The sequence below is a fragment of the Adonisia turfae CCMR0081 genome, assembly GCF_011009555.1.
In the GTDB taxonomy this organism is placed as follows: Bacteria; Cyanobacteriota; Cyanobacteriia; order Phormidesmidales; family Phormidesmidaceae; genus Leptothoe; species Leptothoe turfae.
Genome location: NZ_QXHD01000004.1, coordinates 7,424,684 through 7,445,222, shown reverse-complemented (window position 1 = coordinate 7,445,222; position 20,539 = coordinate 7,424,684). Strand labels below are relative to the sequence as shown.

Sequence of the window (20,539 nt, the reverse complement as noted above, 5' to 3'; positions counted from 1 at the left end):
AGCACTAACCATAAATAACGCAGCTTACCCATAGGCTTAGCCCCCAGATAGGGTTGATGTCGTACCGCACGGCACCCATTAGATATCCTCGACAGAATCATTCCTTAACTTGGTAACGCCCTTACAATCAATAGGAGCTGAAGGGAATCAAAGTAAACTGACAAATCTTGGCGGCGCGGGGAGTCAGGAACCAGGAATCAGAAGTCAGCGAAGGGCTGGATTTTGACTCCTGAATTCTGACATCCGGCTTAACCAGAATTTTTCGGTTTAAATGAGTCCTTACTGATAGCAGCTTACAGAACTTTTAGACCCAGTCCCCATGCAATTATTTCGCGTATTACTTCCCCTGTTAGTTGCCGTTTGCTTAGTGTTCACCAGTGCCCCTGCGGTGGCTGCACCTATAGCTGTTTTACCTGGCTTGCAGGGTGTATTTACGGGCACACCGCCGACTAACATTGGCATTCATGATGCTCAACTGATTGCCTGCCCTACGTCGCCTAACTGTGTTAGCAGCAGTGCCAGCGATGATGAGCACTATATTGCACCGATTGAGTATACGGCTGACAAAGACGCTGTTCGCGATCAGCTGGTGGCCATTATTAACAATCAGCCCCGCACTGAGATTATCGAACAGACTGATGACTATATTTTGGTGGAGTTTACCAGCCGTCTGATGGGGTTTGTGGATGATGCTGAGTTTTACTTTCTGCAAGATGGTAATAGCATTGCGATGCGCTCTGCGGCACGGTTAGGAGAGTCAGATCTAGGTGTGAACCGTCGACGTTTGGAGCAGTTTCGTTTAGCGCTGCAGAGTTTAGGGGCTTAGTATCAGAGCTATTGCTGTCAGGAAAGCTGGCCTTCTGAGTAAAGCCCTGACAGCAATTATTTATCCCTGAAATTTCCCCCTCATCACTATCAAAACACCGTGACCTCAACCATCTACCAAATTCGACCCATGACTCGCGGTGAGCTCGACCTCGCCGTTGACTGGGCTGCGGCAGAAGGCTGGAATCCAGGCCTGCACGATGCCGATTGCTTTTATAATGCCGACCCCACAGGGTTTCTGATGGGATTTCTAGATGGAGCACCCATCGCTTCAATTTCAGCCGTTAAATATGGTGAATCCTTTGGGTTTATTGGCTTTTATATTGTGAAGCCCGAATTTCGGGGGCAAGGGTATGGGCTAGCCATTTGGCATAGTGCACTTGCATATTTAAAGGGACGAAATGTCGGTCTAGACGGCGTAGTTGCTCAGCAAGATAACTACGTTAAGTCTGGGTTTAGCCTGGCGTATCGGAATATTCGCTACGCAGGTGTGGGTAATGGTCAAGCGGATGATTCGGGCTGTGTGCCGCTGGCAAATCTGTCGGTAGAAACCGTGATTGAATATGATGGACGATTTTTTCCTGAGGTGCGATCGCACTTTACCCCATGCTGGATCGCGCAACCCAACAGCCACGCCGTTGCCATGGTGCAAGGACAAACCCTAAAAGGCTATGGCGTTCTGCGCCTCTGTCACAGCGGATACAAAATTGGCCCCTTATTTGCCGACACAGCAAACGTTGCCGATGGCATTTTTCAGGCCCTAATAGCCAAAGTGCCAGCAGGGGACTCATTTTACTTAGATGTACCGGAAGTCAATGGTGCAGCAGTCGCACTAGCCAAGCGATACAACATGCACTACGTATTTGAAACCGCACGGATGTATACCCAGACAACTCCAGAATTGCCGCTTAGCGGAATTTTTGGGGTGACTACATTTGAGTTGGGGTAGTGCTACGGCCCTGGAACGCTACAATATTAGAAATATTAAGTGTTCGTTACATTGGGATGGGAGTTGGTTATGGGGCGCAAGCAGGCCATCGTCATTGGAGCTGGAATTGGTGGACTTACCATGGGTATCCGCCTCCAAAGCTTAGGATTTGATACCACTATTGTGGAAATGCTGGATGCCCCTGGTGGTCGCGCTTACGTGCGTAAAGCAGATGGTTTCACCTTTGATATGGGTCCCACAGTCATCACAGTGCCCCACTTTATTGAAGAATTGTTCTCTCTGGAGCGTGATCAAGCAGCCCTAACCCAGGACGACTTCCCGGCAGAAATTGTCGATGAAAGCAAGCGTATCAAGTCCGGCATTTCCGGTGGCCCCAACACCAGTCGCTACGTCAAGATTGTTCCTGTACTCCCCTTCTACCGCATCTACTTTGATGATGGCACATTCTTTGACTACGACAGTGACCCTGAGAACACTCGCCGACAAATTCTAGAGCTGGGTGAACCCGGCGACTTTGAAGGGTACCAACGTTTCCACGCTGCAGCTAAAGCTGTTTTTGACCGGGGTTTTTTGGAATTGGGCTATACCCATTTTGGCAGCGTCGGCTCCATGCTCCGGGTAGTGCCTGAACTGCTGAAACTAGACGCTGTACGGACTCTATTTAGCTTTACTAGCAAGTACTTTAAGAGTGACAAACTGCGCCAGGTCTTCAGCTTTGAACCGTTGCTGGTGGGCGGCAATCCCCTTTCAGTACCTGGCATCTACGCCATGATCCACTTTGTTGAAAGCACCTGGGGCATTCACTTTGCCATGGGGGGTACCGGTGCTTTGGTCAGTGGCTTTGTCAACAAGTTTGAGGATCTGGGTGGCAAGATTGTTTACAACACCAAGGTCAACAAAATTAATGTCACAAAAGAGAACGGCAAGAAAGTAGTCAAAGGCATTACCTTAGCTGATGGCACCGTCATGACAGCTGATGCTGTTGTTTCCAATGCCGATTGGGCCACCACCTACGGCAAGATGATTGAGCCCAAGTATCGCTTCTGGAATAGCGACCTACGGGTAAAAGTGACTCAACAGTCCATGTCGGCATTTGTACTGTACCTGGGCTTTAAGGCCGATGGCAATGAGAACACCAAACTGCGACACCACAGCATTATCTTAGGCCCTCGCTACGAAGAACTGTTAAAAGATATCTTTGGTCGCAAGGTTATGCCCAAAGACTATTCTCAATACGTTCACTTACCGACGTTGACAGATCCGTCTCTAGCCCCCGAAGGACACCATGCAGCCTACATTCTTGTACCTGTTCCTAATAATGCCTCTGGCATCAACTGGGATGAGATGGGTGAAAAACTAAAAGACAATGTGTTGACGTTCATGGATGAACGAGGATATTTGCCTAACATCAAGGAGCGCCTAGTCCATTGCAGCTACATCACACCTGACTACTTTGAGACTACGCTACAGGCCCACATTGGTAATGCCTTTGGCCCTGAGCCCACATTGATACAGTCGGCATTCTTTAGACCCCATAACCGCAGTGAGGACATTGCTAACCTATATATGGTCGGTGCAGGCACACAGCCTGGTGCAGGTACACCCAGTGTGATGATGTCTGCAAAGATGACAGCCCGCTTAGTAGCAGAGGACTTTGCCATTGCCCCTGAGATTGTAGGGGGTATTGCTGAAGGGAAAGAGGCTTCTCTCGTTTAGGCGGTTGTTCACACAAACGAACGGCTTGTTTTTCCCCGATATGACAATTTTTGATCAGTGTTAACGGTTTAACCGATCACAACTTATCAGCTGAGGCCAGTTTGCTGTAATAGCGGCTGGCCTTTAATTTTAAGCATGATTATGTCTGTCATTTAGGATATGCGATCGCAAAGGTAAAGAAAAACTAAGAGTCTTTACCTACTTTTCAAAAACCAAGCCACTATCTTGGGTAAGCGAACATAATTAACGCTTTGATGGTGATTGGTCCATTAATCATCATTCAAGTCCTACAAGTGATAGGTATGAGGAGTTTATGTGTTGAGGTGACTTAGGCAAGCCTAGGCCATCTTGTTGATCGTTATACCAAGGAGTTCCCATGACACTTTTTCCCGCAATTATAGTGTTCGCTACAGTTTTTCTGCTCTTTTCCAAAGACGTCCTTGGCAAAAAAGAAGAGCCCAGGAAAAAGCTAAAAACTAATGCGTCTGAGACTAGTATGTCTGATGTATTGCTCAGATATAAGCTACTGAATGAACTGGGAGAAAAGCCCTAGCGACATCAACTTGTCCACAACTGCAATGTCAACTGGGCACCAAAATAGTGATGAGAGCCAGTTTATCTTCATAGAAACTGGCTCTCATTCTTGTTTTTTAAGTGCCATTAAACTTTAACCATCACAACGGCATCGTCCTATTAAGGCCTTTATCAGTTGCTTTTCAAGCATAGTCTTGAACAGACTCAACGATACAAACGACTGCCAACTACCAGCATTGCTCTGACTGTTTGTACTACACCTGACATAAAGGCCCCCTATGGGTCATGTATGAGATTTATCCGAAATCCATACTTAAGGGATTGTTGTTTAAGCGACAGCAGTCAAGGTGTCTGTCTATGTCTACACAACTCATCCCACAAAGCCCGATTTTACTCCGAGCCTATTGCGATGAAGATTGGTCAGTTGTATGTGACATCCATGATCGCGCTCGGCCCCATGAGCTAAAAGGTTCTTGCGATGCCAATAGCTTTTTGCCCCTGGCAGAGGACCCAGAAGATATCGACAATTTTCATCGCTCAGAAAAATTTGTTGCCTGCATTCAAGGCCAAGTCGTTGGTTTTGTCGGCATTGACGAAAATTTAGTTTCCTGGCTATATGTAGACCCAGATTACTTCGGCATTGGCATTGGCAGAGAACTTCTACAGCTAGGGTTAGAGCTCGCTGGCTCCCAAACCTGGACAGTCGTTTTGAGTGGCAATACCCGTGCCCGTAGGCTCTACGCCAGCGAAGGCTTTCAGGTAGTCCACACATTTGAAGGTAGCAATGCAGGCTATCCATGCACCTGCCTGGAGCTATCCTTCAAGCCTAATCACATAAAATTACCCCAAGAACAAACGCAGTTTTATGCAGCCTAACTAGGTCAAGCTAAGCAAATAGTCAAATCATCATGAACACAGTCACAATTGTGTTGTTTGCGATCGCAGGCATCACCCTATGTTCTAATGTGTGGGCATATTGGCTCAACTCCAGGTATCACACGTCTGACTATATGGGTGCATCAATTAATTTCCATGCCGGAAATTTTATGGTGGGCTTATTTATCGGTATAGGGATTGCCCTGCACATCAGCTGGCCATGGTGGTTAGGCATTATCGGCCTATTAGCCTGCTGGACTGGCAGCACTCCGCTTATGTGGCTTATCCACTTAGCCCTGGCTCCATTTCGTCGACCTCATCCCAGAACAACAGAGCTAAGACAAAGACAAGTAAATCGTTAACATGCTTAACAAGACCTCGTATCTTGACCGTTGCTGATCCAGGAAATAACTTGACCTGACAGAATCTTCCTACATTGGCATTGATCAGATTAACGCTGCCCGAGGATCAGCAACACTATATTTTTTGACCCATAAGACTATGCTTAGATCCGCCATGAATATTCGAATTGCCCAGCGGCAAGATATTGAAACGCTGTTTGAAATCAGAACCAGCGTTATTGAAAATCATCAATCCCGTGAAGACATCGCTGAACTAGGTATTACTCCAGCATCGATCGCAGAAATGCTTGAAACCGACTGCTGCGCCTGGATTGCTGAACTAGATGGTGAGGATATTGGTTTCTCCATTGCCAATCAAACAGAAAAAAATATTTTTGGCATGTTTGTACGCCCCAGCTTTGAAGGTCGGGGTGCCGGTCGTCAGCTGATGCAAGCTGCTGAAGATTGGTTATGGTCCAGCAACATTAATGAGATTTCGCTAGTCACTGGAAATAATCCCAACTTGAGGGCTTATGGCTTTTATCTTCACCTGGGTTGGACACCCATCGCAGTCGAACAATATGGAGACTTTGCAGGCGAGATGAAATTTATCAAACGTCGTTAAGAGTAAGGGTTACGTATACCGAATGATACTGTTGTTTCAGATTTATAAGCATGCACTAATGCAACGACTATTTTAAGGGCACCTCGATTAATTCAAAAATAGAGTCTCAATATGAGATCATGGTTACGGATTAGGGTTGACAGGGAGACTTCTGATGGGACAACAAGGATTTTGGGATTTTGAGATCCGTCATCAAAAGCTGGAATCAAAAAAAGACCTGTTGACCTGCCTGGACGAGCTGATTCCGTGGGATGAGTTTCGACCGCTGTTAGAAAGCGTGTATGTCAAATCCCGTAAGCGTAAAGCAGGTCGTCGCCCGATAGATGTCATCCTCATGTTTAAGTTGTTAATCCTGCAACAGCTCTACAACATTGGTGACGATGAGCTGGAATACCAAGTGAATGACCGGTTGTCATTTATGCGATTTCTACATCTGGGCCTGGAAGATGCGGTGCCAGACGCGAAAACGGTGTGGTCATTTCGGGAGCGCTTACGCCAGGCCGAGTTAGTGGAAGGACTATTTGAGCAGTTTGGGGCCTATCTGAAGGCAACGGGCTACCAAGCCCAATGTGGTCAAATCGTCGATGCCACCTTAGTGCCAGTGCCTAAACAACGGAATAGTCGAGACGATAATGCCGAGGTCAAAGCAGGCAAGGTGCCTGAGGATTGGCAGGACAAGCCTCATAAGCTATCCCAAAAGGATGTGGAGGCTCGTTGGACCAAAAAGAATGGCACGTCTCATTACGGGTATAAAAACCATATCAATCGGGATGCGGGGCATGGGTTTATTCGTCGGTATACGGTCACCGATGCCTCGGTTCATGATTCTCAGGTATTGGGTCAACTGCTAGATGCGGACAATTCTGATGATGAGATTTGGGCCGATAGCGCCTATCTCTCGATAGCGATTGTCACCGTGTTAGAGATGATGGGTTTTGAGAGCCATATTAACGAACGAGCCTATCGCAATCGCCCCCTAACAGAGGTGCAGATAGCGGACAATCGTGAGCGTTCAAAAACCCGGGCCAAGGTTGAACATGTATTTGGGTCGATGGTCAATGAGATGGGGGGCAAAGTTGTTCGCACCATTGGGTTAGCCAGGGCCAAAACCATGCTCGGCCTCAAAAACTTGACCTACAATCTCAAGCGGTATGTCTTCTGGCAAAAACAAGACATGGCTGAAGTATTTGCCTAAAGGATGGGATATTCAGCTCTAAAACGGACACAATGCATGGGGGGTGTTTATTTCATATTCTGATTTCCAGAAACAAGGCTGGATAACAGTCTTATTTGAGACTCGATTCCTCAAAAAATCAATAAATAGAGGTGCCCCAAATAGAGCTGCCCCTGACTATGGCCAGTACGATCACTGAGCAGAATATTACTGGGTTTCAGGTCACGGTGAATAATTGGCGGCATTTGACTATGGAGGTATTGCAAAATAGTCAATAGCCGCTGGGCAATGTCGATGACATCTGCCTCACTAAAACTCCGTCCTGTTTGCAGGTGCTCTTGTAGTGATTGTCCATGGACGTAGCTTTGCACTAGCGCATATCCCTTGGCGGATGGCAAATCTATCTCAAAATAGTCTAGATATCCAGGGATACCAGCATGATTAAGCGATTTGAGAACTTCCCCTTCTCGCTCAAACAAACGTAAATTAGCCCATTCAAAATCGTTACCGAATGTAATGACTTTAATGACGACAGGACATTGCGCTTGGGTATCATCAGCCAGTAACGTTCTACGTCCAACAGCTTTACCCAGCTCTTTGCGAATTTCATAGCGATTATTCAAGCACTTTCCTAGCCAAGCTGGTGGAGATGCCTCTGCCATCCTCTTTATCTCTAACTAACTAATTGAGTAAGTCTTCTAAGCGAAATCTAGCAATTTTTCCGATTTCCAAAATCGCCTGCTGTTTTTCTCTGACCGTCGTATGGTTCAAACGTTTGGCAAATGCAATTAATATCGCCGCCTTGGTCTGACCTTTGACTGCCATGATAAAGGGAAAGCCAAATTTTGTTTGGTAGGTGGCATTCAATTGCTGAAACCGTCCATATTCAGCTGGGCTCAGGCGGTCAAGTCCCACACTGGTTTGTTCTTGCACAGAGGCAGGGGCCATTTGCACCCGACTGCCTAAGTCAGGATGGGCTCTAATCAGCGTTAACTGATCGGCTTCAGGCATCTGTTCCACCAGAGTTACCATGGCCTGGTGGAGACTAGCCAAATCCAGAAACGGACGATGATGCCAGGTCTGGGCTGCAATGCTGGGTGTGTCCTCAAACACGCTGCCAAAAACTTGAACAAACGCCAGCTGAGTCATGTGGTTAATCTCAATGATGCTATATCCCATCGCTAACTGCCTCGATAGGTGCTGTAGGACCAAGGAGAGCAGAGTAGCGGGACATGGTAGTGGGCTGTGGCATCGGCAATCCCAAACCGAATTGGTACGTTGTCCAGAAAAAGAGGGTCTGGTAGCTCTCCGGATTGTTGTTTGAAGTAGTCACCAACCGCAAATCGTAGTTCGTAGACGCCAATAGTGAATTCATTGTCCATTAGCAAAGGGGCATCGGTGCGACCATCGGCATTGGTGGTTACCGTTTTGAGCAGGTGCTCTGCTTTGAGTAGACCTTCTACCCACCAGAGTTCGATGGTCAGGCCTACAGCAGGGCAGCCTTGGGCTGTATCGAGAACATGGGTTGTAAGTTTGCCTGCCATGGTGATTTGCAGTCTAGTGAAACGGTCTAGTGAAATGGTCTAGTGAAACGGGCCTTTTTGGATGATTTTTGCGATCGCACCCATAATCCTACCGCCATCTTCCTGGGCCAACTCCTCGTACCACTGCTCAGTCTTTGCCGCGACGTTGCCATGAATCATATCCGCCCGCTCCCGCGCTTTAAGGATAATCTCAGCTGTCCGATCTTTCCTCTCAGTTTCATAGCGTTTCAGAGCATCTACCACACTAATATTGGTCGTTACCAAGTGGGTTGTTAAAGCCCAAGCATCTTCGATCGCCTGACAGCCCCCTTGCCCCAGGTCAGGGGACGTACTGTGGGCCGCATCTCCCAATAACGCCACACGCCCTTTTACCAGCTGTGGCAGCGGATCCACATCATGAATGGGAATGCGATTGGTCTTTTCTGGATTCAAATGCTGGATTAATGTTTGAACGGGTGCCGCCCAACCGTCGAAGTGATCGTTTAATTCCGCTCGCATATCAGCTTGGGGTTGAGCATCTTTGGGTAAGGGCACATCCAAGAAAAAGTAAAACCGATTATCACCCACAGGCATCATGGAGGCCCGCTGACCGTTACCCACATAAATCACCCAGCTATGGCTCGGAGCCAGCTCAGGGGCGATAGGTATCAGACCGTTCCAATTGACATAGCCTGCATAGCGCCGCTCTATGGTTTTCCCCACCACATAGTTGCGAAGAACAGAATGGGTGCCATCGGCGGCAACGACAAGATCGCCCGTTGCCCGTCGTCCATCCGCAAAAATAGCTGTAGCGTCTGTATCCGATTGTTCTATGCCGACACATTGAGAATTAAGCTGAACATTCTCTACACCAAAGGCTGATAACAACATCTGTTGCAAGTCTGTGCGGGCAACAGGATAGGGGCACTGACCAATCGCTTCTACCAGCGGTGTCAGGCTAAAATTGGTCAGAGTCTGTCCAGCTTGGGTGAAATACGCCATGCGCTGCATAGAACCACCGATATGGGCAATTTCAGCCCCTAAACCCAGTCGATTTAGCACTTTAATGCCATTGGACCAAAGGGAAATGCCTGCTCCTGCCGGTCGTAGTTGCCGAACGCGGTCATAGATCTCCACGTCGTAGCCTACCTGGCGCAGTGAGATCCCAGCCGTCAATCCCCCCATGCCTGCACCAACAACAATCACCTTTAGATTGTTCATGCTGAACTATCCTTATCGCTACGCACAACTTGAAATTTAACCTCCATGGTATAGTTTACGCGCAGCGAACATATACACCCCAAAATCATCCATAAATAATAGTCAATCTAGGAGATTTTCTAATGCAGAAGGAACAGCTTTTGACTCAAACAATGGCGTTTCTCTTATGTACAACCCCGGAAACTACACTAGGTAAACTATTGGGATTATGTTTAGCATCCAAAGTGGATGCTAAACACTCAGGCAAAAGCCCGTTAGAGTTTGCTGAAGAGCTACTACAATATCCTGAAACAATCTCCACCTGGATTTCAGATGTCGTTGATAGCGATGATCGCTACAGTGTAGAAGAAATGGTTGCACTTTCAGAAATAAATCTAAAGGATCCCGAAAAATTCATGAAGGAGTTGTTGAACGAGATGACAACCTTAGATACCCAGGGGTTATAGACTTTAGAGCCGATGGGGTAGCCTATTCGACAAGGGCAGATCCAGAGTAAACTATCGTTAACTCCACATTAAAGATGCCAAGAAGGATGCAAAGACATCCCTCTCCCATCCCACCTCGTTACCCCATCTGTTTGACTCTATTTCTCCGAAATAACATTGATGGTGACGCTAGCAAAACTGTCACGAATACAGACCAAATTTATGCTGTTATTGTTAAAGAATATTGTCACTTAAATCCACTGCTAACACTCTGGAAAATCAGCATAGTCAACGCTCATGCAACTGTGGGGATGTGTACTGAAAACCGAATAATTATTGCTTGTTAAGATCCTAGTCAATTACCGAAAGGCTGTGTCAAGATCGATACGAGATACACAAAAAGCTGCTTAAAACAGCTGGGTTCTGAGAAAAATCCAACACATTGAGTGTGTCAATTTCAATGACCCCCAGTTTCTCCGAAGGCTGAATTGTTTAGACCTATTAAGGAGATTGCTTATGTTAGTGCGAAATGCGTTATTGGCTCTAGCTTTACCCATTTTTGTGGCGTTTCCAGGCCATGCAGCATCCGAAGAAGATCTGCAACGTTTGGTCATGACGGGTATCTGCCCTGACTGCGATCTCTCAGGGGCTGATTTGCAGTCCTCCCACCTAATTGGAGCAGATCTGCGAGGGGCTAATTTACAGGGGGTCAATTTGTCAGACAGCAATCTTGAAGGAGCTGACCTAACTGGGGCAAATCTGAAGGGCGCAAACCTGAGTAACGCCTTTCTAACCAATGCTGTTTTTGAGTCAGCAACGTTAGATGGCGCGAACCTATCTGGCTCAGCCCTCTACTTTACCGATGTCACTAATGCATCGCTGGAGAACATTGATATTGCGGATGCCGAAGTGGTGGGCACCCCCATCAGCATTGGTGGCCCCTATGAAGATTATGAAGAAGACGTTATGGGCAAGTAGCGCTGGCGTTGCGCGTACTAAGCAGCAGGGCAAGTCGCCCTGCTATTTTTTAGCCTAAACCGGCATGATTGAGCGCTGACAAGCCGGGCATACAGCGTGAATCAGAAGTTGACAATCCAGCAAGTGATAGCCTGATTTATCAGCCATTTTGGCTCCAGCTTTGAGTACGGAGTCATTTTTAAACTCAATAGTTTTATTACACCGCACACAGATCAGGTGATGGTGGTGATGGGGAGAGGGCTGGTTGATTTCGTAGCGCTTCTGCCCTTCCGCTAGCTCTAGTTCGCGTAAAATGCCCATGCGGGACATAAGCTTAAGGTTGCGATAAATAGTGGAAAGGCTAATGGGCTCACCCTCATCTTTGAGTAGCTCACACAGCTCCTCTGCGCTAAGGTGTTGCCCCTTATCAATATTTTGGAATGTATTTAGAATAGTTTCCCGCTGTGGAGTCATGCGCCATCCCCGTTCGTGAAGCTCAGCTTTCATTGCTGCGGGAGTGTAGGAGACCATAATCGTTCCTCTGGAGGATGTCATTAATAAGAGCTTAATGAGAATATAGCGAACTCTCAAGTTATTTGCAATAGTTTTACTCTATTGCAAATAATATCTAAAAGTTTATAAAAGAATAATTGAGGCTGTAATGGCCTCCGGATGGCGATAATACTTGCTAACTCGTTGAATATCAGTGGGTTAGTAGCGAAACTTCCGTCAACTTATGTTTACCTCTGCGCAAGGAATTTTTTGAGCTACAAACCGTCCAAGGATGTTCTTAATTATCAAGTAGGTCAGTTTTCCCCTAATATGATTATTTAGGAACTTTTCGCATTAACTGCTGGCTATGTCCTACAAACCTGTTTTCTTATGCATGGCACTCATGTCATTTGCGATCGCAAGCTGTGGTAATCAGGCGCAAGAGACGTCTGGGTCTGATACCCCTTCATCTGAGGCTGCGGCTGCCGTCGTCAATGTCTACTCCGCGCGTCATTATGAAGTGGATGATGAGTTGTTTGACAGCTTTACCGAGCAGACAGGGATTGAGGTCAATGTGGTCGAAGGTAAGTCGGATGAGCTAATTGAGCGGATTACGGTAGAGGGTGATGCCAGCCCGGCTGATGTATTTATCACCGTAGATGCAGGGCGACTATGGCGCGCTGAGCAGGCAGGGATTTTTCAGCCAATATCCTCCGCTGTATTAGATGAAAAAGTCCCTGAGAATTTACGCCATCCCGATGGACTGTGGTACGGCCTCACAAAACGGGCGCGGGTCCTAATCTACAACGTGGATACAGTAGATGCAGCTGAGCTGTCAACCTATGAGGCGTTAGCGGAGCCTGCATGGAATGGACGGGTGTGTGTGCGCAGTTCTAGCAATATTTACAATCAGTCCCTGGTGGGATCATTAATTGAAACCATTGGCCCAGAGGAAACGGAGGCTTGGGCCCAGGGCTTGGTGAATAATTTTGCCCGGGACCCCGATGGTGGAGATGTTAATCAGATCAAGGCGGTGGCAGCGGGCCAATGTGATGTGGCTATTGCTAATCATTATTATTGGGCACGACTGGCTAAGTCCGATGAGCCTGAGAGCCAGGATGTGATCGCGAAGACCGCTGTCTTTTTCCCAAATCAAGACGATCGGGGCACCCATGTGAATATTAGCGGCGTAGGTGTCGTGACAGGGGCTGAAAATAAGGAGAATGCGATCGCATTCCTGGAGTTTCTTGTGGGTTCTGAAGCACAGGAAGTCTTTGCCAGCAGCAATAATGAATATCCAGTTGTCGAAGGGATCACCATGGACCCTATTGTGGCAGAACTGGGCGAGTTCAAGGTAGATGAAGTCAATGTCTCTGCCTATGGTCGTAACAACCCCGAAGTTGTCAAAATAGTTGACCGAGCTGGTTGGCAGTAGGCCTCGGCTTAGTGAGTCAACATGGGATGACGGGCGGTGAGTCATGGGATATCAATGCCTTGCATGGGATGTTCACCGCCTTATCACGTTAGATCAGGGATGAAATCCCGTTAAACTGCCTGGCTAGATTTGGCCTATATCTCAACGCTGCTGCACAATGCTGTTTCAAATTCCTGATGTGCTCTCTGGGGATGAGTTAACCCAGCTCCACACAGCCTTAGCCAAGGCTGAATTTGTGGATGGCAAAGTCACAGCTGGCTGGTATGCCAAACAAGTAAAACACAACCAACAGCTCAAGCCTGGTGTCGGGCAACCACTAGAAGCAACGGTTAAGGCAGCCTTAACCCGTCATCCTTTATTTCAAGTCGCGGTTCGGCCCAAACATGTTCACAGTTTGCGATTTAGTCGCTACAGCCCTGGTATGTCCTATGGTACCCATGCAGACAATGCCATGATGGGGGGGTACCGTTCAGATGTGTCCTTTACGCTGTTTCTGAGTGACCCCACTGATTACGCAGGGGGAGAATTAGTCATAGAAGGAGCTGACGACGAGCAGCACTATAAGCTGTCAGCGGGCCATGCAATTGTCTATCCTTCGTCCACACTGCACCGGGTAAATGAGGTGACCCAGGGGCAGCGTTTGGTGGTGGTGGGTTGGGTACAAAGCCTGGTACGCGCCCCTGATGAGCGTGAGCTCCTGTTTGATATTGATACGGTGCGGCGATCAATTTTTGCCCAACATGGAAAGACAGCAGAGTTTGATCTGCTATCTAAAAGCGTGTCAAACCTGCTCAGACGTTGGGCAGAGTAATTTACCTGCTTACCAGGACTTTCCGCACATAGCTTCTGATTGCCGAGTAATATCCCAAAAGCCCTTCAGGTATAAATTGATAATATTTGAGCCAGCGTTCGTTGATCCGATTGCCCTGTTTACTGGTGGCTTTGGTAATTTCAACTCCTGCCTCAGGCAGTTCAATTTCAGAAAATTCAATGACCTGATGCAGGATGCCATCAAAATCTTCGACTAAACTCTCGTAGACCACTTCCAAAAAGGGCAAATCATTGCGTTGAAAAAACGACCGCCATTTCTGATTGCGTCCTGCAAGACCTTGTTTGTAGCGATAGATATTGAGGGGTTTAAAGAAGAGTTTGTGCGTTTTATTAGCGCGTTCCTTGTCGGTACCTTCGCTTCGCACAACATACACCCCTGTTTGCTTACCAATTTCCATAGAAATGGCCTGCTTAATGAGGTTCTGACGGCGAATAAAAATAAATCTAGGGTTTGGGAAAAGTGTAGAAAGGATTTCAATATCTGACCCTGTCTGCAAGGCTGGATCTGTGCGGACAATTTTGATCAAATTGATCATATGGTCCCAATGTAACTTGACGCCAAATACCTGGTTTGGCGTTTTTCCCTGAGCATACACGTTGGCTAAGTGTGGATATAACGTACTGACATGCGAATGCACACCATTTGCAGTCAATACATCGGGCCTAAAAAATTCCCTGGGCTTACCTGCATAGCCAGTATCTCCCAGAGAAAGCCCCAGAAGAGTACTCCCAGATCTACCTGTAGAACATATAACGATACTTTTAGTTGGCAATAACTCTGGCGCTATGGAATCCTTAAACGACATGGGAACCAGCCATCAGTGTTCCTACCAATAGTCAAGAGCTCCCAAGTAACATGATGTACTCTTCAACTCTTACCTAAATGACCAAATGTCTTGATAGCAAATCTATGGTTTGCTACCAAGCTCGGTCTCCAAAGAGTACTATCAAAGCAATTAATAGGCATCCTGTAGCTCGTAGAAGTCTGGGGAAATGTAGTCTTTGCGCATGGGCCAACCCACCCAGTCCTCAGGCATAAGCAATCGCTTTAGATTGGGATGTCCCTCATAGATAATGCCGTACATGTCATAGCTTTCACGCTCTTGCCAGTCAGCCGCTTTCCAGATCCAATAAACCGAAGGAATCTTGGGATTATCCCGTGGAACGTAGACCTTAATGCGTACTTCCTCAGGGGCATCAGCATTATCACTAACCTTCAGAAGGTGGTAAAAACTAACTAAAGGTTTACCAGGGCCGGCATCGTAAGCGCCCTGACACTGAAGATAGTTAAAGCCATAGGCATAGAGTGCCGTGCAAAAGGGAATCAAAAAGGCAGACTCAACTTTAAGCAATTCCACACCTAAATGATCACGCTCCATGATTTCATGGGCAAACCCCTGTTGCGTTAGCCAGCTTGATACAGGACCAGCTTCAGCCAGCACACCTGCGGCTTCAGCGGCAGGCTTAATTTCTTCATCAGCCATTAGTCTGCTTCTCCTCACCTAATTTTTCCGACTCAGCAACGTTCATAGGCATGCCCATGGACTGCATTAGCTCCTTAGAGGGAGCCTCACGACTGTCAGAACGAAGATATTTGCCAGTAAGAATGGGTTCAACCGCTTCCATCTTGTGAGAACGGGTATAGTAGCGATGGGTCTGCTCTAGGATGCCCCGCTCACGCATGGACTCATTTGCCACTTTCTTACGCAATTTGACTACGGCATCAAAAATGGCTTCAGGTCGAGGTGGGCAACCAGGGATATAAACATCCACGGGAATCAGCTTGTCCACACCGCGCACGGCTGAGGGAGAATCAACACTGAACATACCCCCAGTAATAGTGCATGCACCCATGGCGATCACGTACTTTGGCTCAGGCATTTGCTCATAGAGCCGCACCAACGCCGGAGCCATTTTCATGGTGACAGTACCAGCGGTGATCAGCAGATCTGCCTGACGCGGGCTGGAACGAGGGGCCAAGCCAAAGCGGTCAAAGTCAAATCGAGAACCTAAAAGGGCGGCAAACTCAATAAAACAGCAGGCTGTGCCATAGAGCAACGGAAATAAGCTGGACAAACGTGTCCAGTTATAAATGTCATCCACAGTGGTGAGAATGACATTTTCCGATAAATCCTGAGTCACAGTTGGCGGGGCTGCCGGATTCATAACCCGCTCATTGTCACTGATTAAGGAACTCTCTGCGGGAGACTTTATGACCATTCCAATGCTCCTTTACGCCACGCGTAAACCAGACCAATAAGTAAGATAGCGATAAAAATCAGAGCTTCCACAAATGCCAATACACCTAGCTTGTGGAAGGCGACTGCCCAGGGATATAGAAAAACGGTTTCTACATCAAAAATGACAAAGACCAGGGCAAACATGTAGTAACGAATGTTGAACTGAATCCAGGCCCCACCGATGGGTTCCATACCTGATTCATAGGTGGTGCGTCGAGCCGCACCCGTACCTCTGGCTCCGAGAAGCTTAGCTGCCCCCAGGGCCAAGACTGGCACCAGGCTGCAAATAATTAAAAAGAGTAGGAAGTATTCGTATCCAGTTAGTACAAACACGCGCGCTTTATGATTTTCTCGTAGAGGGCTAACTGCCCCCAATAAGCTTACTTCTATTCTAGACAGCTGTGTAGGTTAATCCCATCGTGATAAAGAGATCCGACGATAAAAAAATCGAGACATTTATATAGGACGTTTCTATAGATAGGTGCATGATGATGGCCCTGATACCTATATATGTCAGGAGACGCAACTCAGTGTGTAATAATTGTTTACATGACGCTATCGGACCCCCCCATGAGTACTGAGCCTGATGCTAATCCAATAGTGGATGCGCCCGAGACTGATGTGCCTGAGACTGAAGAACCGTCTGCACCACTGACACCTTACGAGTTAGACCGCTACGAATGTCGTCCTTGTGGCTATGTTTATGAGCCTGTGAAGGGGGATGGTAAAGCGGATATTCCGCCTGGAGTGCCCTTTGATGAACTGCCTATCAAGTGGCGCTGTCCGGTGTGCGGTGCCCGCCCCAAGATGTTTGCCAATATTGGCCCTGCAGGTAAACCGTCAGGATTTAGTGAAAATCTGGGATATGGATTGGGGGTAAACACGCTGACACCTGGGCAGAAAAATATTTTGATTTTCGGAGCTTTGGCCGTAGCGTTCATGTTCTTTATGAGTTTGTACGGCCTTAAATAAGCTTTGAAAAACAGGCTTGTTCAGCCAGGGCGCTGAGTCTGATTTTCATCCCTGAATTTGTTTATTTGTCTTGATTTCGTAGAAATGCAAACGGTTTTAACAGACTTTTTCAATGAGCGATTGGCCATCGGGCTGAAGCGACTAATGCTGGTTGCGATCGCAGTTCTTAGCGTCGGCTGTACCAAGTTCTTCCTGCCAGCTTTGGAAGGTAATCCCTGGCAAACGATTGCCCTGGAAACCGACGCCACATTCTCCGATGTCGCGTTTACCGCAGATGCTAGCCATGGTTGGCTGGTGGGTAGTCGGACTTCTTTGTTTGAAACGAATGACGGTGGCGAGACCTGGGGACAAAGAACACTGGACCTGGGCGATCAGCGCTACACATTTACCTCTGTTAGCTTTGTCGGTGATGAAGGCTGGGTCTCAGGTTTGCCCAGCGTGTTGTTGCATACAACCGATGGCGGTCAGTCCTGGGCCAACGTGCCATTGAGCAATCAGCTTCCTGGTAGCCCGTTGATGGTGACGGCCCTAGCCAAAGGAGCTGTGGAACTGGCGACGGATGTAGGTGCTATCTATCGTACTGAAGATAGCGGCCGTCACTGGTCTGCCCTCGTCCAAGCCGCAGTGGGTGTGGTTCGTAACATGGCTCGTAGTGAAGACGGACGTTACGTAGCCGTTTCGTCTCGAGGCAATTTCTATTCCACGTGGGAACCTGGCCAGGATAGCTGGCAGCCCCATAATCGTGAGAACTCTAAGCGCCTACAAAATATGGGCTTTACCAGTGACGGCGATCTTTGGTTGATTGCTCGAGGTGGCCAAATGCAATTTAGCCAGACCGACGAAGATCCGGATGCTGTTAAATACGAAAGCTGGAGCGAGCCTTTGCGACCTGAGATCGGTACTAGCTGGGGGTTCTTAGATGTTGGTTATCGTACCGATAATGAGCTATGGGTAAGTGGTGGTAGCGGTACCCTACTGATGAGTCCTGACGGCGGCGAAACCTGGCTTAAAGATGAGCCCGCTGGCGATGTTCCTTCCAATCTTTATAGGGTTAAGTTCTTTAATCAGGATCAGGGCTTTATTTTGGGACAGCGTGGTTATCTACTGCGATATTCCCCAGAAGCTATGGCTTAGGACGTTTTGCTCGTTATGGGAGAAACATCAAGAGCGCGGAAACGTGAAGGAATCCTTAATCGTTGCTTGATAGGGATATGCCCTGTTCTCTATGATGTTACTAAACACTTTCCATCCATAGAACTTTGGTTTTCAGATAGTGAAAACTTTGTGTTCTAGTTTGGATATTAGTCACGCCTATTCGCTGTTAAGAGGAGATTGTGCAATGGCAGGTAATACTGGAGAACGGCCTTTTTCAGACATCATTACAAGTATTCGCTACTGGATTATCCACAGCATCACCATCCCTGCACTATTTATTGCAGGCTGGTTGTTTGTATCCACTGGCCTTGCCTATGACGTTTTTGGCACCCCTCGTCCTAACGAGTACTTCCCCAACAATCAGGTTCAAGTACCGATTCTTGAGAACCGCTACGATGCGGATAATCAAATTACCCAGTTTGGTAATTAGTCCCCTTTGTTGATTGTCAATTGAGATTGGAATCCCCTTATGACCAGCAGTAATCCTAACGAGCCCATCGTTTACCCAATTTTTACGGTACGTTGGCTTTCCGTTCATGCCCTTGGCATTCCCTCGGTCTTCTTCCTGGGTGCCATTGCTGCAATGCAATTTATTCAGCGATAGGAGATCACCGTGGATAGAATCCCGAATCCAAATAAACAGCCCGTTGAGTTAAACCGGACATCATTGTTCCTTGGTTTGCTTCTAGTCTTTGTGTTGGGCCTGTTGTTTTCCAGCTATTTCTTTAACTAAAAGGTAACGGGTGTAGGTGGCCAATACTATGGCTGTCTACGCTCATTTTTCATGAGAGTAGGCGATAACTAGGAGATAAATGCATGTTTAAGGATGGCCGAATTCCCCTTTGGATTGTGGCAACTGTTGCTGGCACTGGTGTGCTAGTGGTTGTTGGTTTGTTTTTCTATGGTGCCTATGCTGGCGTGGGTTCAGGTGTATAACCAACCTACTAGCGCTCACTAATGTTGTGAACTAATGTGCACAAAGCTATAAAAAATAGGCGTTGAAAAACCCCTCAGGCTATTCAGCCTGAGGGGTTTTTCTCATTCAATACTTTTGGTGGTCTTACCACAGATTACATGTGATTAGAAAGTTCCACAGATAGATCGACAACCTATGCCGATGTTTCTTCCTGCTCTACATAGAGGAACATCGCGATCATAAATGCAAATGCATGAATAGCAACGATGGGGACCATAACCTGAGGCAAAAGGGATGTATCCATATATCGAGTCTCCTATCTCTCAATAGTGAGCAAATGCTCTAAAGAATTAATCATTGTCACATCCAGAAGATTAGGGCTTTCCCAAGAGAAAACTCCACATTCTGACTGTACGGTGGGTCTAGGACCTAGCCCTTAATTTACTGCGATTTGATGCGGTATATGTCAATTGTTTAGAAAGTTTGCATGGAATGTGTACACATTTTTAGGGGTGTTCCATGGAACGCCCCTAAAAAATTCCATCAAATATCCCAACCATCAAATATGGATAGGGAGTCGTCCGGTGGCATAACTCGTCGATTTTGCACGACTTTGCGACTTTCTTGCAAAGTCGCCATGTCAATTGAGATGGCAGCCACCTGTAGCTCTAAACAACCATGGGGAATCTGCACCCGCATAAGGGTTTCCAATTCATTGGAGTCGTTGGGGATAAACTGCATCAGCAAACGCGGCGAATCAATCATTGTTCGCGTTTGTAAATCGTTCATCCACACTTTGACATAGGGCTGATAATCGCCAGCCGGTACACGCACTTTGATGGCCATCCATTCGCCAGCTATTAATTCTTGATCTGGTACGTCCAAAATGGGCGGAAATACTTGGATCGGATCATCTACCTCTTGAGCCGCCTTTCTTTGCTCAGGCCATGGAGAACGCTTCGGGGGGTCATACGCCACAAACTCATTTGTCTGTGTCTGTTGATTGCCCTTGTCCTCTAATGGTTGTTGCGCTTCAGAGGGGTGTAGCGCCTGCTTGACCTCCAGGGATTGACGATAACCCTCTTGAGTTAGCAAGTTAAGCTTTTTCCAGAACCGTTCCCGTAATTGCAGCTTTTGAAAAGCCTGATCAATGCTGTCAGTGGCTGGCTCCCACTGCGGCTCTTTGGACTCTTTGGAAGCAGAGTCTGGCTCAGGCAGACGGGTTGGGCGATTAACCACCACTGCTGCTGGAGCAACATCCTGCTTAAGAGCGGCATTGGCTACTTCCAGGTCTAAGTCATCGTCTTCAATGCTACTGAGCCCAAATACTCG

At 47.4% G+C, this 20,539-nt stretch carries 26 protein-coding genes and 1 pseudogene; 17 read left to right on the top strand and 10 right to left on the bottom strand.

The window, feature by feature from the left end; genetic code table 11:
- The first annotated feature begins 319 nt into the window (after window positions 1-319).
- From DXZ20_RS35825 to DXZ20_RS35795, 7 genes are all read left to right on the top strand, one after another.
- Window positions 320-826: a DUF1499 domain-containing protein gene (locus DXZ20_RS35825; protein ID WP_163703222.1), complete on the top strand. Its 507-nt coding sequence runs from the start codon at window positions 320-322 to the stop codon at window positions 824-826.
- 99 nt (window positions 827-925) lie between these two features.
- Window positions 926-1,774 carry a GNAT family N-acetyltransferase gene (locus DXZ20_RS35820; RefSeq protein ID WP_163703221.1) on the top strand — a complete coding sequence of 283 codons (849 nt, stop codon included), beginning with the start codon at window positions 926-928 and terminating at the stop codon, window positions 1,772-1,774.
- A gap of 69 nt (window positions 1,775-1,843) precedes the next feature.
- Window positions 1,844-3,490 (top strand): phytoene desaturase family protein, encoded by a 1,647-nt coding sequence (gene crtI / locus DXZ20_RS35815; protein ID WP_163667360.1) that lies wholly within the window; start codon window positions 1,844-1,846, stop codon window positions 3,488-3,490.
- Window positions 3,491-4,381: 891 nt separating this feature from the next.
- Window positions 4,382-4,900 carry a GNAT family N-acetyltransferase gene (locus DXZ20_RS35810; protein ID WP_250566043.1) on the top strand — a complete coding sequence of 173 codons (519 nt, stop codon included), beginning with the start codon at window positions 4,382-4,384 and terminating at the stop codon, window positions 4,898-4,900.
- Window positions 4,901-4,932: 32 nt separating this feature from the next.
- Window positions 4,933-5,262 carry a hypothetical protein gene (locus DXZ20_RS35805; protein ID WP_163703219.1) on the top strand — a complete coding sequence of 110 codons (330 nt, stop codon included), beginning with the start codon at window positions 4,933-4,935 and terminating at the stop codon, window positions 5,260-5,262.
- A gap of 154 nt (window positions 5,263-5,416) precedes the next feature.
- Window positions 5,417-5,866 carry a GNAT family N-acetyltransferase gene (locus tag DXZ20_RS35800; protein ID WP_163703717.1) on the top strand — a complete coding sequence of 150 codons (450 nt, stop codon included), beginning with the start codon at window positions 5,417-5,419 and terminating at the stop codon, window positions 5,864-5,866.
- A gap of 154 nt (window positions 5,867-6,020) precedes the next feature.
- A complete protein-coding gene (locus DXZ20_RS35795; protein ID WP_163696094.1) occupies window positions 6,021-7,061 on the top strand; it encodes an IS5 family transposase in 1,041 nt (346 codons plus the stop codon).
- A gap of 110 nt (window positions 7,062-7,171) precedes the next feature.
- Here DXZ20_RS35795 and DXZ20_RS35790 read toward each other — a convergent pair whose 3' ends face one another.
- Genes DXZ20_RS35790 through hpxO form a run of 4 tightly spaced genes read right to left on the bottom strand, consistent with a single transcriptional unit; the run spans window position 7,172 to window position 9,784 of the window.
- Window positions 7,172-7,702, bottom strand: coding sequence for a serine/threonine protein kinase (locus DXZ20_RS35790; protein ID WP_163703218.1), 531 nt, complete (start codon window positions 7,700-7,702; stop codon window positions 7,172-7,174).
- 19 nt (window positions 7,703-7,721) lie between these two features.
- The gene (uraD, locus tag DXZ20_RS35785) at window positions 7,722-8,219 is read right to left on the bottom strand and encodes a 2-oxo-4-hydroxy-4-carboxy-5-ureidoimidazoline decarboxylase (RefSeq protein ID WP_163703217.1); all 498 of its coding nucleotides are present in this window, start codon (window positions 8,217-8,219) and stop codon (window positions 7,722-7,724) included.
- Window positions 8,220-8,221: 2 nt separating this feature from the next.
- The gene (uraH, locus tag DXZ20_RS35780; protein WP_163669911.1) at window positions 8,222-8,584 is read right to left on the bottom strand and encodes a hydroxyisourate hydrolase; all 363 of its coding nucleotides are present in this window, start codon (window positions 8,582-8,584) and stop codon (window positions 8,222-8,224) included.
- 39 nt (window positions 8,585-8,623) lie between these two features.
- Window positions 8,624-9,784, bottom strand: coding sequence for an FAD-dependent urate hydroxylase HpxO (gene hpxO / locus DXZ20_RS35775; protein ID WP_163703216.1), 1,161 nt, complete (start codon window positions 9,782-9,784; stop codon window positions 8,624-8,626).
- A 122-nt stretch (window positions 9,785-9,906) separates the two neighbouring features.
- On the opposite strand from hpxO, the gene DXZ20_RS35770 reads away from it, so the two are divergent.
- Both DXZ20_RS35770 and DXZ20_RS35765 read left to right on the top strand, forming a co-directional pair.
- The gene (locus tag DXZ20_RS35770) at window positions 9,907-10,230 is read left to right on the top strand and encodes a hypothetical protein (RefSeq protein WP_163669895.1); all 324 of its coding nucleotides are present in this window, start codon (window positions 9,907-9,909) and stop codon (window positions 10,228-10,230) included.
- Between the two features lie 495 nt (window positions 10,231-10,725).
- Window positions 10,726-11,187, top strand: a complete 462-nt coding sequence (locus tag DXZ20_RS35765) for a pentapeptide repeat-containing protein (protein ID WP_163669893.1) — start codon at window positions 10,726-10,728, stop codon at window positions 11,185-11,187.
- 54 nt (window positions 11,188-11,241) lie between these two features.
- Here DXZ20_RS35765 and DXZ20_RS35760 read toward each other — a convergent pair whose 3' ends face one another.
- Window positions 11,242-11,697 carry a Fur family transcriptional regulator gene (locus DXZ20_RS35760; protein WP_006518590.1) on the bottom strand — a complete coding sequence of 152 codons (456 nt, stop codon included), beginning with the start codon at window positions 11,695-11,697 and terminating at the stop codon, window positions 11,242-11,244.
- Between the two features lie 328 nt (window positions 11,698-12,025).
- Between DXZ20_RS35760 and DXZ20_RS35755 the strand changes: the two genes are divergently transcribed.
- Complete coding sequence (locus DXZ20_RS35755) at window positions 12,026-13,093, top strand: Fe(3+) ABC transporter substrate-binding protein (protein WP_163669891.1); 1,068 nt, start codon at window positions 12,026-12,028, stop codon at window positions 13,091-13,093.
- Window positions 13,094-13,250: 157 nt separating this feature from the next.
- Entirely contained in the window at window positions 13,251-13,904 is a 654-nt protein-coding gene (locus DXZ20_RS35750; protein WP_163703215.1) for a Fe2+-dependent dioxygenase, read from the top strand.
- 1 nt (window position 13,905) lies between these two features.
- Here DXZ20_RS35750 and DXZ20_RS35745 read toward each other — a convergent pair whose 3' ends face one another.
- From DXZ20_RS35745 to ndhC, 4 genes are all read right to left on the bottom strand, one after another.
- Window positions 13,906-14,730 (bottom strand): Stf0 family sulfotransferase, encoded by an 825-nt coding sequence (locus DXZ20_RS35745; protein ID WP_163669888.1) that lies wholly within the window; start codon window positions 14,728-14,730, stop codon window positions 13,906-13,908.
- 150 nt (window positions 14,731-14,880) lie between these two features.
- Window positions 14,881-15,408 (bottom strand): NAD(P)H-quinone oxidoreductase subunit J, encoded by a 528-nt coding sequence (locus DXZ20_RS35740; RefSeq protein ID WP_163669885.1) that lies wholly within the window; start codon window positions 15,406-15,408, stop codon window positions 14,881-14,883.
- Window positions 15,401-16,144 carry an NADH dehydrogenase subunit K gene (locus DXZ20_RS35735; RefSeq protein ID WP_250565162.1) on the bottom strand — a complete coding sequence of 248 codons (744 nt, stop codon included), beginning with the start codon at window positions 16,142-16,144 and terminating at the stop codon, window positions 15,401-15,403. The genes DXZ20_RS35740 and DXZ20_RS35735 overlap by 8 nt, the downstream gene beginning before the upstream one ends.
- A complete protein-coding gene (gene ndhC, locus DXZ20_RS35730) occupies window positions 16,135-16,497 on the bottom strand; it encodes a photosynthetic/respiratory NAD(P)H-quinone oxidoreductase subunit C (RefSeq protein WP_036019082.1) in 363 nt (120 codons plus the stop codon). The genes DXZ20_RS35735 and ndhC overlap by 10 nt, the downstream gene beginning before the upstream one ends.
- Before the next feature lie 237 nt (window positions 16,498-16,734).
- Between ndhC and DXZ20_RS35725 the strand changes: the two genes are divergently transcribed.
- The 6 genes from DXZ20_RS35725 to DXZ20_RS35700 all read left to right on the top strand — a co-directional run bounded on the left by DXZ20_RS35725 (window position 16,735) and on the right by DXZ20_RS35700 (window position 19,227).
- Window positions 16,735-17,136, top strand: a complete 402-nt coding sequence (locus DXZ20_RS35725) for a rubredoxin (RefSeq protein ID WP_250565161.1) — start codon at window positions 16,735-16,737, stop codon at window positions 17,134-17,136.
- Between the two features lie 84 nt (window positions 17,137-17,220).
- Window positions 17,221-18,270, top strand: a complete 1,050-nt coding sequence (locus DXZ20_RS35720) for a photosynthesis system II assembly factor Ycf48 (protein WP_163669883.1) — start codon at window positions 17,221-17,223, stop codon at window positions 18,268-18,270.
- 205 nt (window positions 18,271-18,475) lie between these two features.
- Entirely contained in the window at window positions 18,476-18,721 is a 246-nt protein-coding gene (psbE, locus tag DXZ20_RS35715) for a cytochrome b559 subunit alpha (RefSeq protein ID WP_006518581.1), read from the top strand.
- A gap of 39 nt (window positions 18,722-18,760) precedes the next feature.
- Window positions 18,761-18,895, top strand: coding sequence for a cytochrome b559 subunit beta (gene psbF / locus DXZ20_RS35710; protein WP_006518580.1), 135 nt, complete (start codon window positions 18,761-18,763; stop codon window positions 18,893-18,895).
- Between the two features lie 9 nt (window positions 18,896-18,904).
- The gene (gene psbL, locus DXZ20_RS35705; RefSeq protein WP_006518579.1) at window positions 18,905-19,024 is read left to right on the top strand and encodes a photosystem II reaction center protein PsbL; all 120 of its coding nucleotides are present in this window, start codon (window positions 18,905-18,907) and stop codon (window positions 19,022-19,024) included.
- Between the two features lie 83 nt (window positions 19,025-19,107).
- Complete coding sequence (locus tag DXZ20_RS35700) at window positions 19,108-19,227, top strand: photosystem II reaction center protein J (RefSeq protein ID WP_006518578.1); 120 nt, start codon at window positions 19,108-19,110, stop codon at window positions 19,225-19,227.
- Window positions 19,228-19,750: 523 nt separating this feature from the next.
- On the opposite strand, the pseudogene DXZ20_RS35690 reads toward DXZ20_RS35700, so the two are convergent.
- Window positions 19,751-20,539: pseudogene (locus tag DXZ20_RS35690) on the bottom strand (hypothetical protein); the annotation flags it as partial.

What these genes read in the sequence shown, in the direction of transcription:
- DXZ20_RS35745 (WP_163669888.1), bottom strand. Translation starts at nt 14,730, where the DNA reads ATGTCGTTTAAGGATTCCATAGCGCCAGAGTTATTGCCAACTAAAAGT.
- crtI (WP_163667360.1), top strand. Translation starts at nt 1,844, where the DNA reads ATGGGGCGCAAGCAGGCCATCGTCATTGGAGCTGGAATTGGTGGACTT.
- uraH (WP_163669911.1), bottom strand. Translation starts at nt 8,584, where the DNA reads ATGGCAGGCAAACTTACAACCCATGTTCTCGATACAGCCCAAGGCTGC.
- DXZ20_RS35760 (WP_006518590.1), bottom strand. Translation starts at nt 11,697, where the DNA reads ATGGTCTCCTACACTCCCGCAGCAATGAAAGCTGAGCTTCACGAACGG.
- DXZ20_RS35725 (WP_250565161.1), top strand. Translation starts at nt 16,735, where the DNA reads ATGAGTACTGAGCCTGATGCTAATCCAATAGTGGATGCGCCCGAGACT.
- DXZ20_RS35770 (WP_163669895.1), top strand. Translation starts at nt 9,907, where the DNA reads ATGCAGAAGGAACAGCTTTTGACTCAAACAATGGCGTTTCTCTTATGT.
- DXZ20_RS35790 (WP_163703218.1), bottom strand. Translation starts at nt 7,702, where the DNA reads ATGGCAGAGGCATCTCCACCAGCTTGGCTAGGAAAGTGCTTGAATAAT.
- uraD (WP_163703217.1), bottom strand. Translation starts at nt 8,219, where the DNA reads ATGGGATATAGCATCATTGAGATTAACCACATGACTCAGCTGGCGTTT.
- DXZ20_RS35750 (WP_163703215.1), top strand. Translation starts at nt 13,251, where the DNA reads ATGCTGTTTCAAATTCCTGATGTGCTCTCTGGGGATGAGTTAACCCAG.
- DXZ20_RS35755 (WP_163669891.1), top strand. Translation starts at nt 12,026, where the DNA reads ATGTCCTACAAACCTGTTTTCTTATGCATGGCACTCATGTCATTTGCG.
- DXZ20_RS35795 (WP_163696094.1), top strand. Translation starts at nt 6,021, where the DNA reads ATGGGACAACAAGGATTTTGGGATTTTGAGATCCGTCATCAAAAGCTG.
- DXZ20_RS35720 (WP_163669883.1), top strand. Translation starts at nt 17,221, where the DNA reads ATGCAAACGGTTTTAACAGACTTTTTCAATGAGCGATTGGCCATCGGG.
- DXZ20_RS35800 (WP_163703717.1), top strand. Translation starts at nt 5,417, where the DNA reads ATGAATATTCGAATTGCCCAGCGGCAAGATATTGAAACGCTGTTTGAA.
- DXZ20_RS35805 (WP_163703219.1), top strand. Translation starts at nt 4,933, where the DNA reads ATGAACACAGTCACAATTGTGTTGTTTGCGATCGCAGGCATCACCCTA.
- DXZ20_RS35765 (WP_163669893.1), top strand. Translation starts at nt 10,726, where the DNA reads ATGTTAGTGCGAAATGCGTTATTGGCTCTAGCTTTACCCATTTTTGTG.
- DXZ20_RS35740 (WP_163669885.1), bottom strand. Translation starts at nt 15,408, where the DNA reads ATGGCTGATGAAGAAATTAAGCCTGCCGCTGAAGCCGCAGGTGTGCTG.
- hpxO (WP_163703216.1), bottom strand. Translation starts at nt 9,784, where the DNA reads ATGAACAATCTAAAGGTGATTGTTGTTGGTGCAGGCATGGGGGGATTG.
- DXZ20_RS35700 (WP_006518578.1), top strand. Translation starts at nt 19,108, where the DNA reads ATGTTTAAGGATGGCCGAATTCCCCTTTGGATTGTGGCAACTGTTGCT.
- DXZ20_RS35825 (WP_163703222.1), top strand. Translation starts at nt 320, where the DNA reads ATGCAATTATTTCGCGTATTACTTCCCCTGTTAGTTGCCGTTTGCTTA.
- DXZ20_RS35735 (WP_250565162.1), bottom strand. Translation starts at nt 16,144, where the DNA reads ATGGTCATAAAGTCTCCCGCAGAGAGTTCCTTAATCAGTGACAATGAG.
- psbF (WP_006518580.1), top strand. Translation starts at nt 18,761, where the DNA reads ATGACCAGCAGTAATCCTAACGAGCCCATCGTTTACCCAATTTTTACG.
- DXZ20_RS35810 (WP_250566043.1), top strand. Translation starts at nt 4,382, where the DNA reads ATGTCTACACAACTCATCCCACAAAGCCCGATTTTACTCCGAGCCTAT.
- psbE (WP_006518581.1), top strand. Translation starts at nt 18,476, where the DNA reads ATGGCAGGTAATACTGGAGAACGGCCTTTTTCAGACATCATTACAAGT.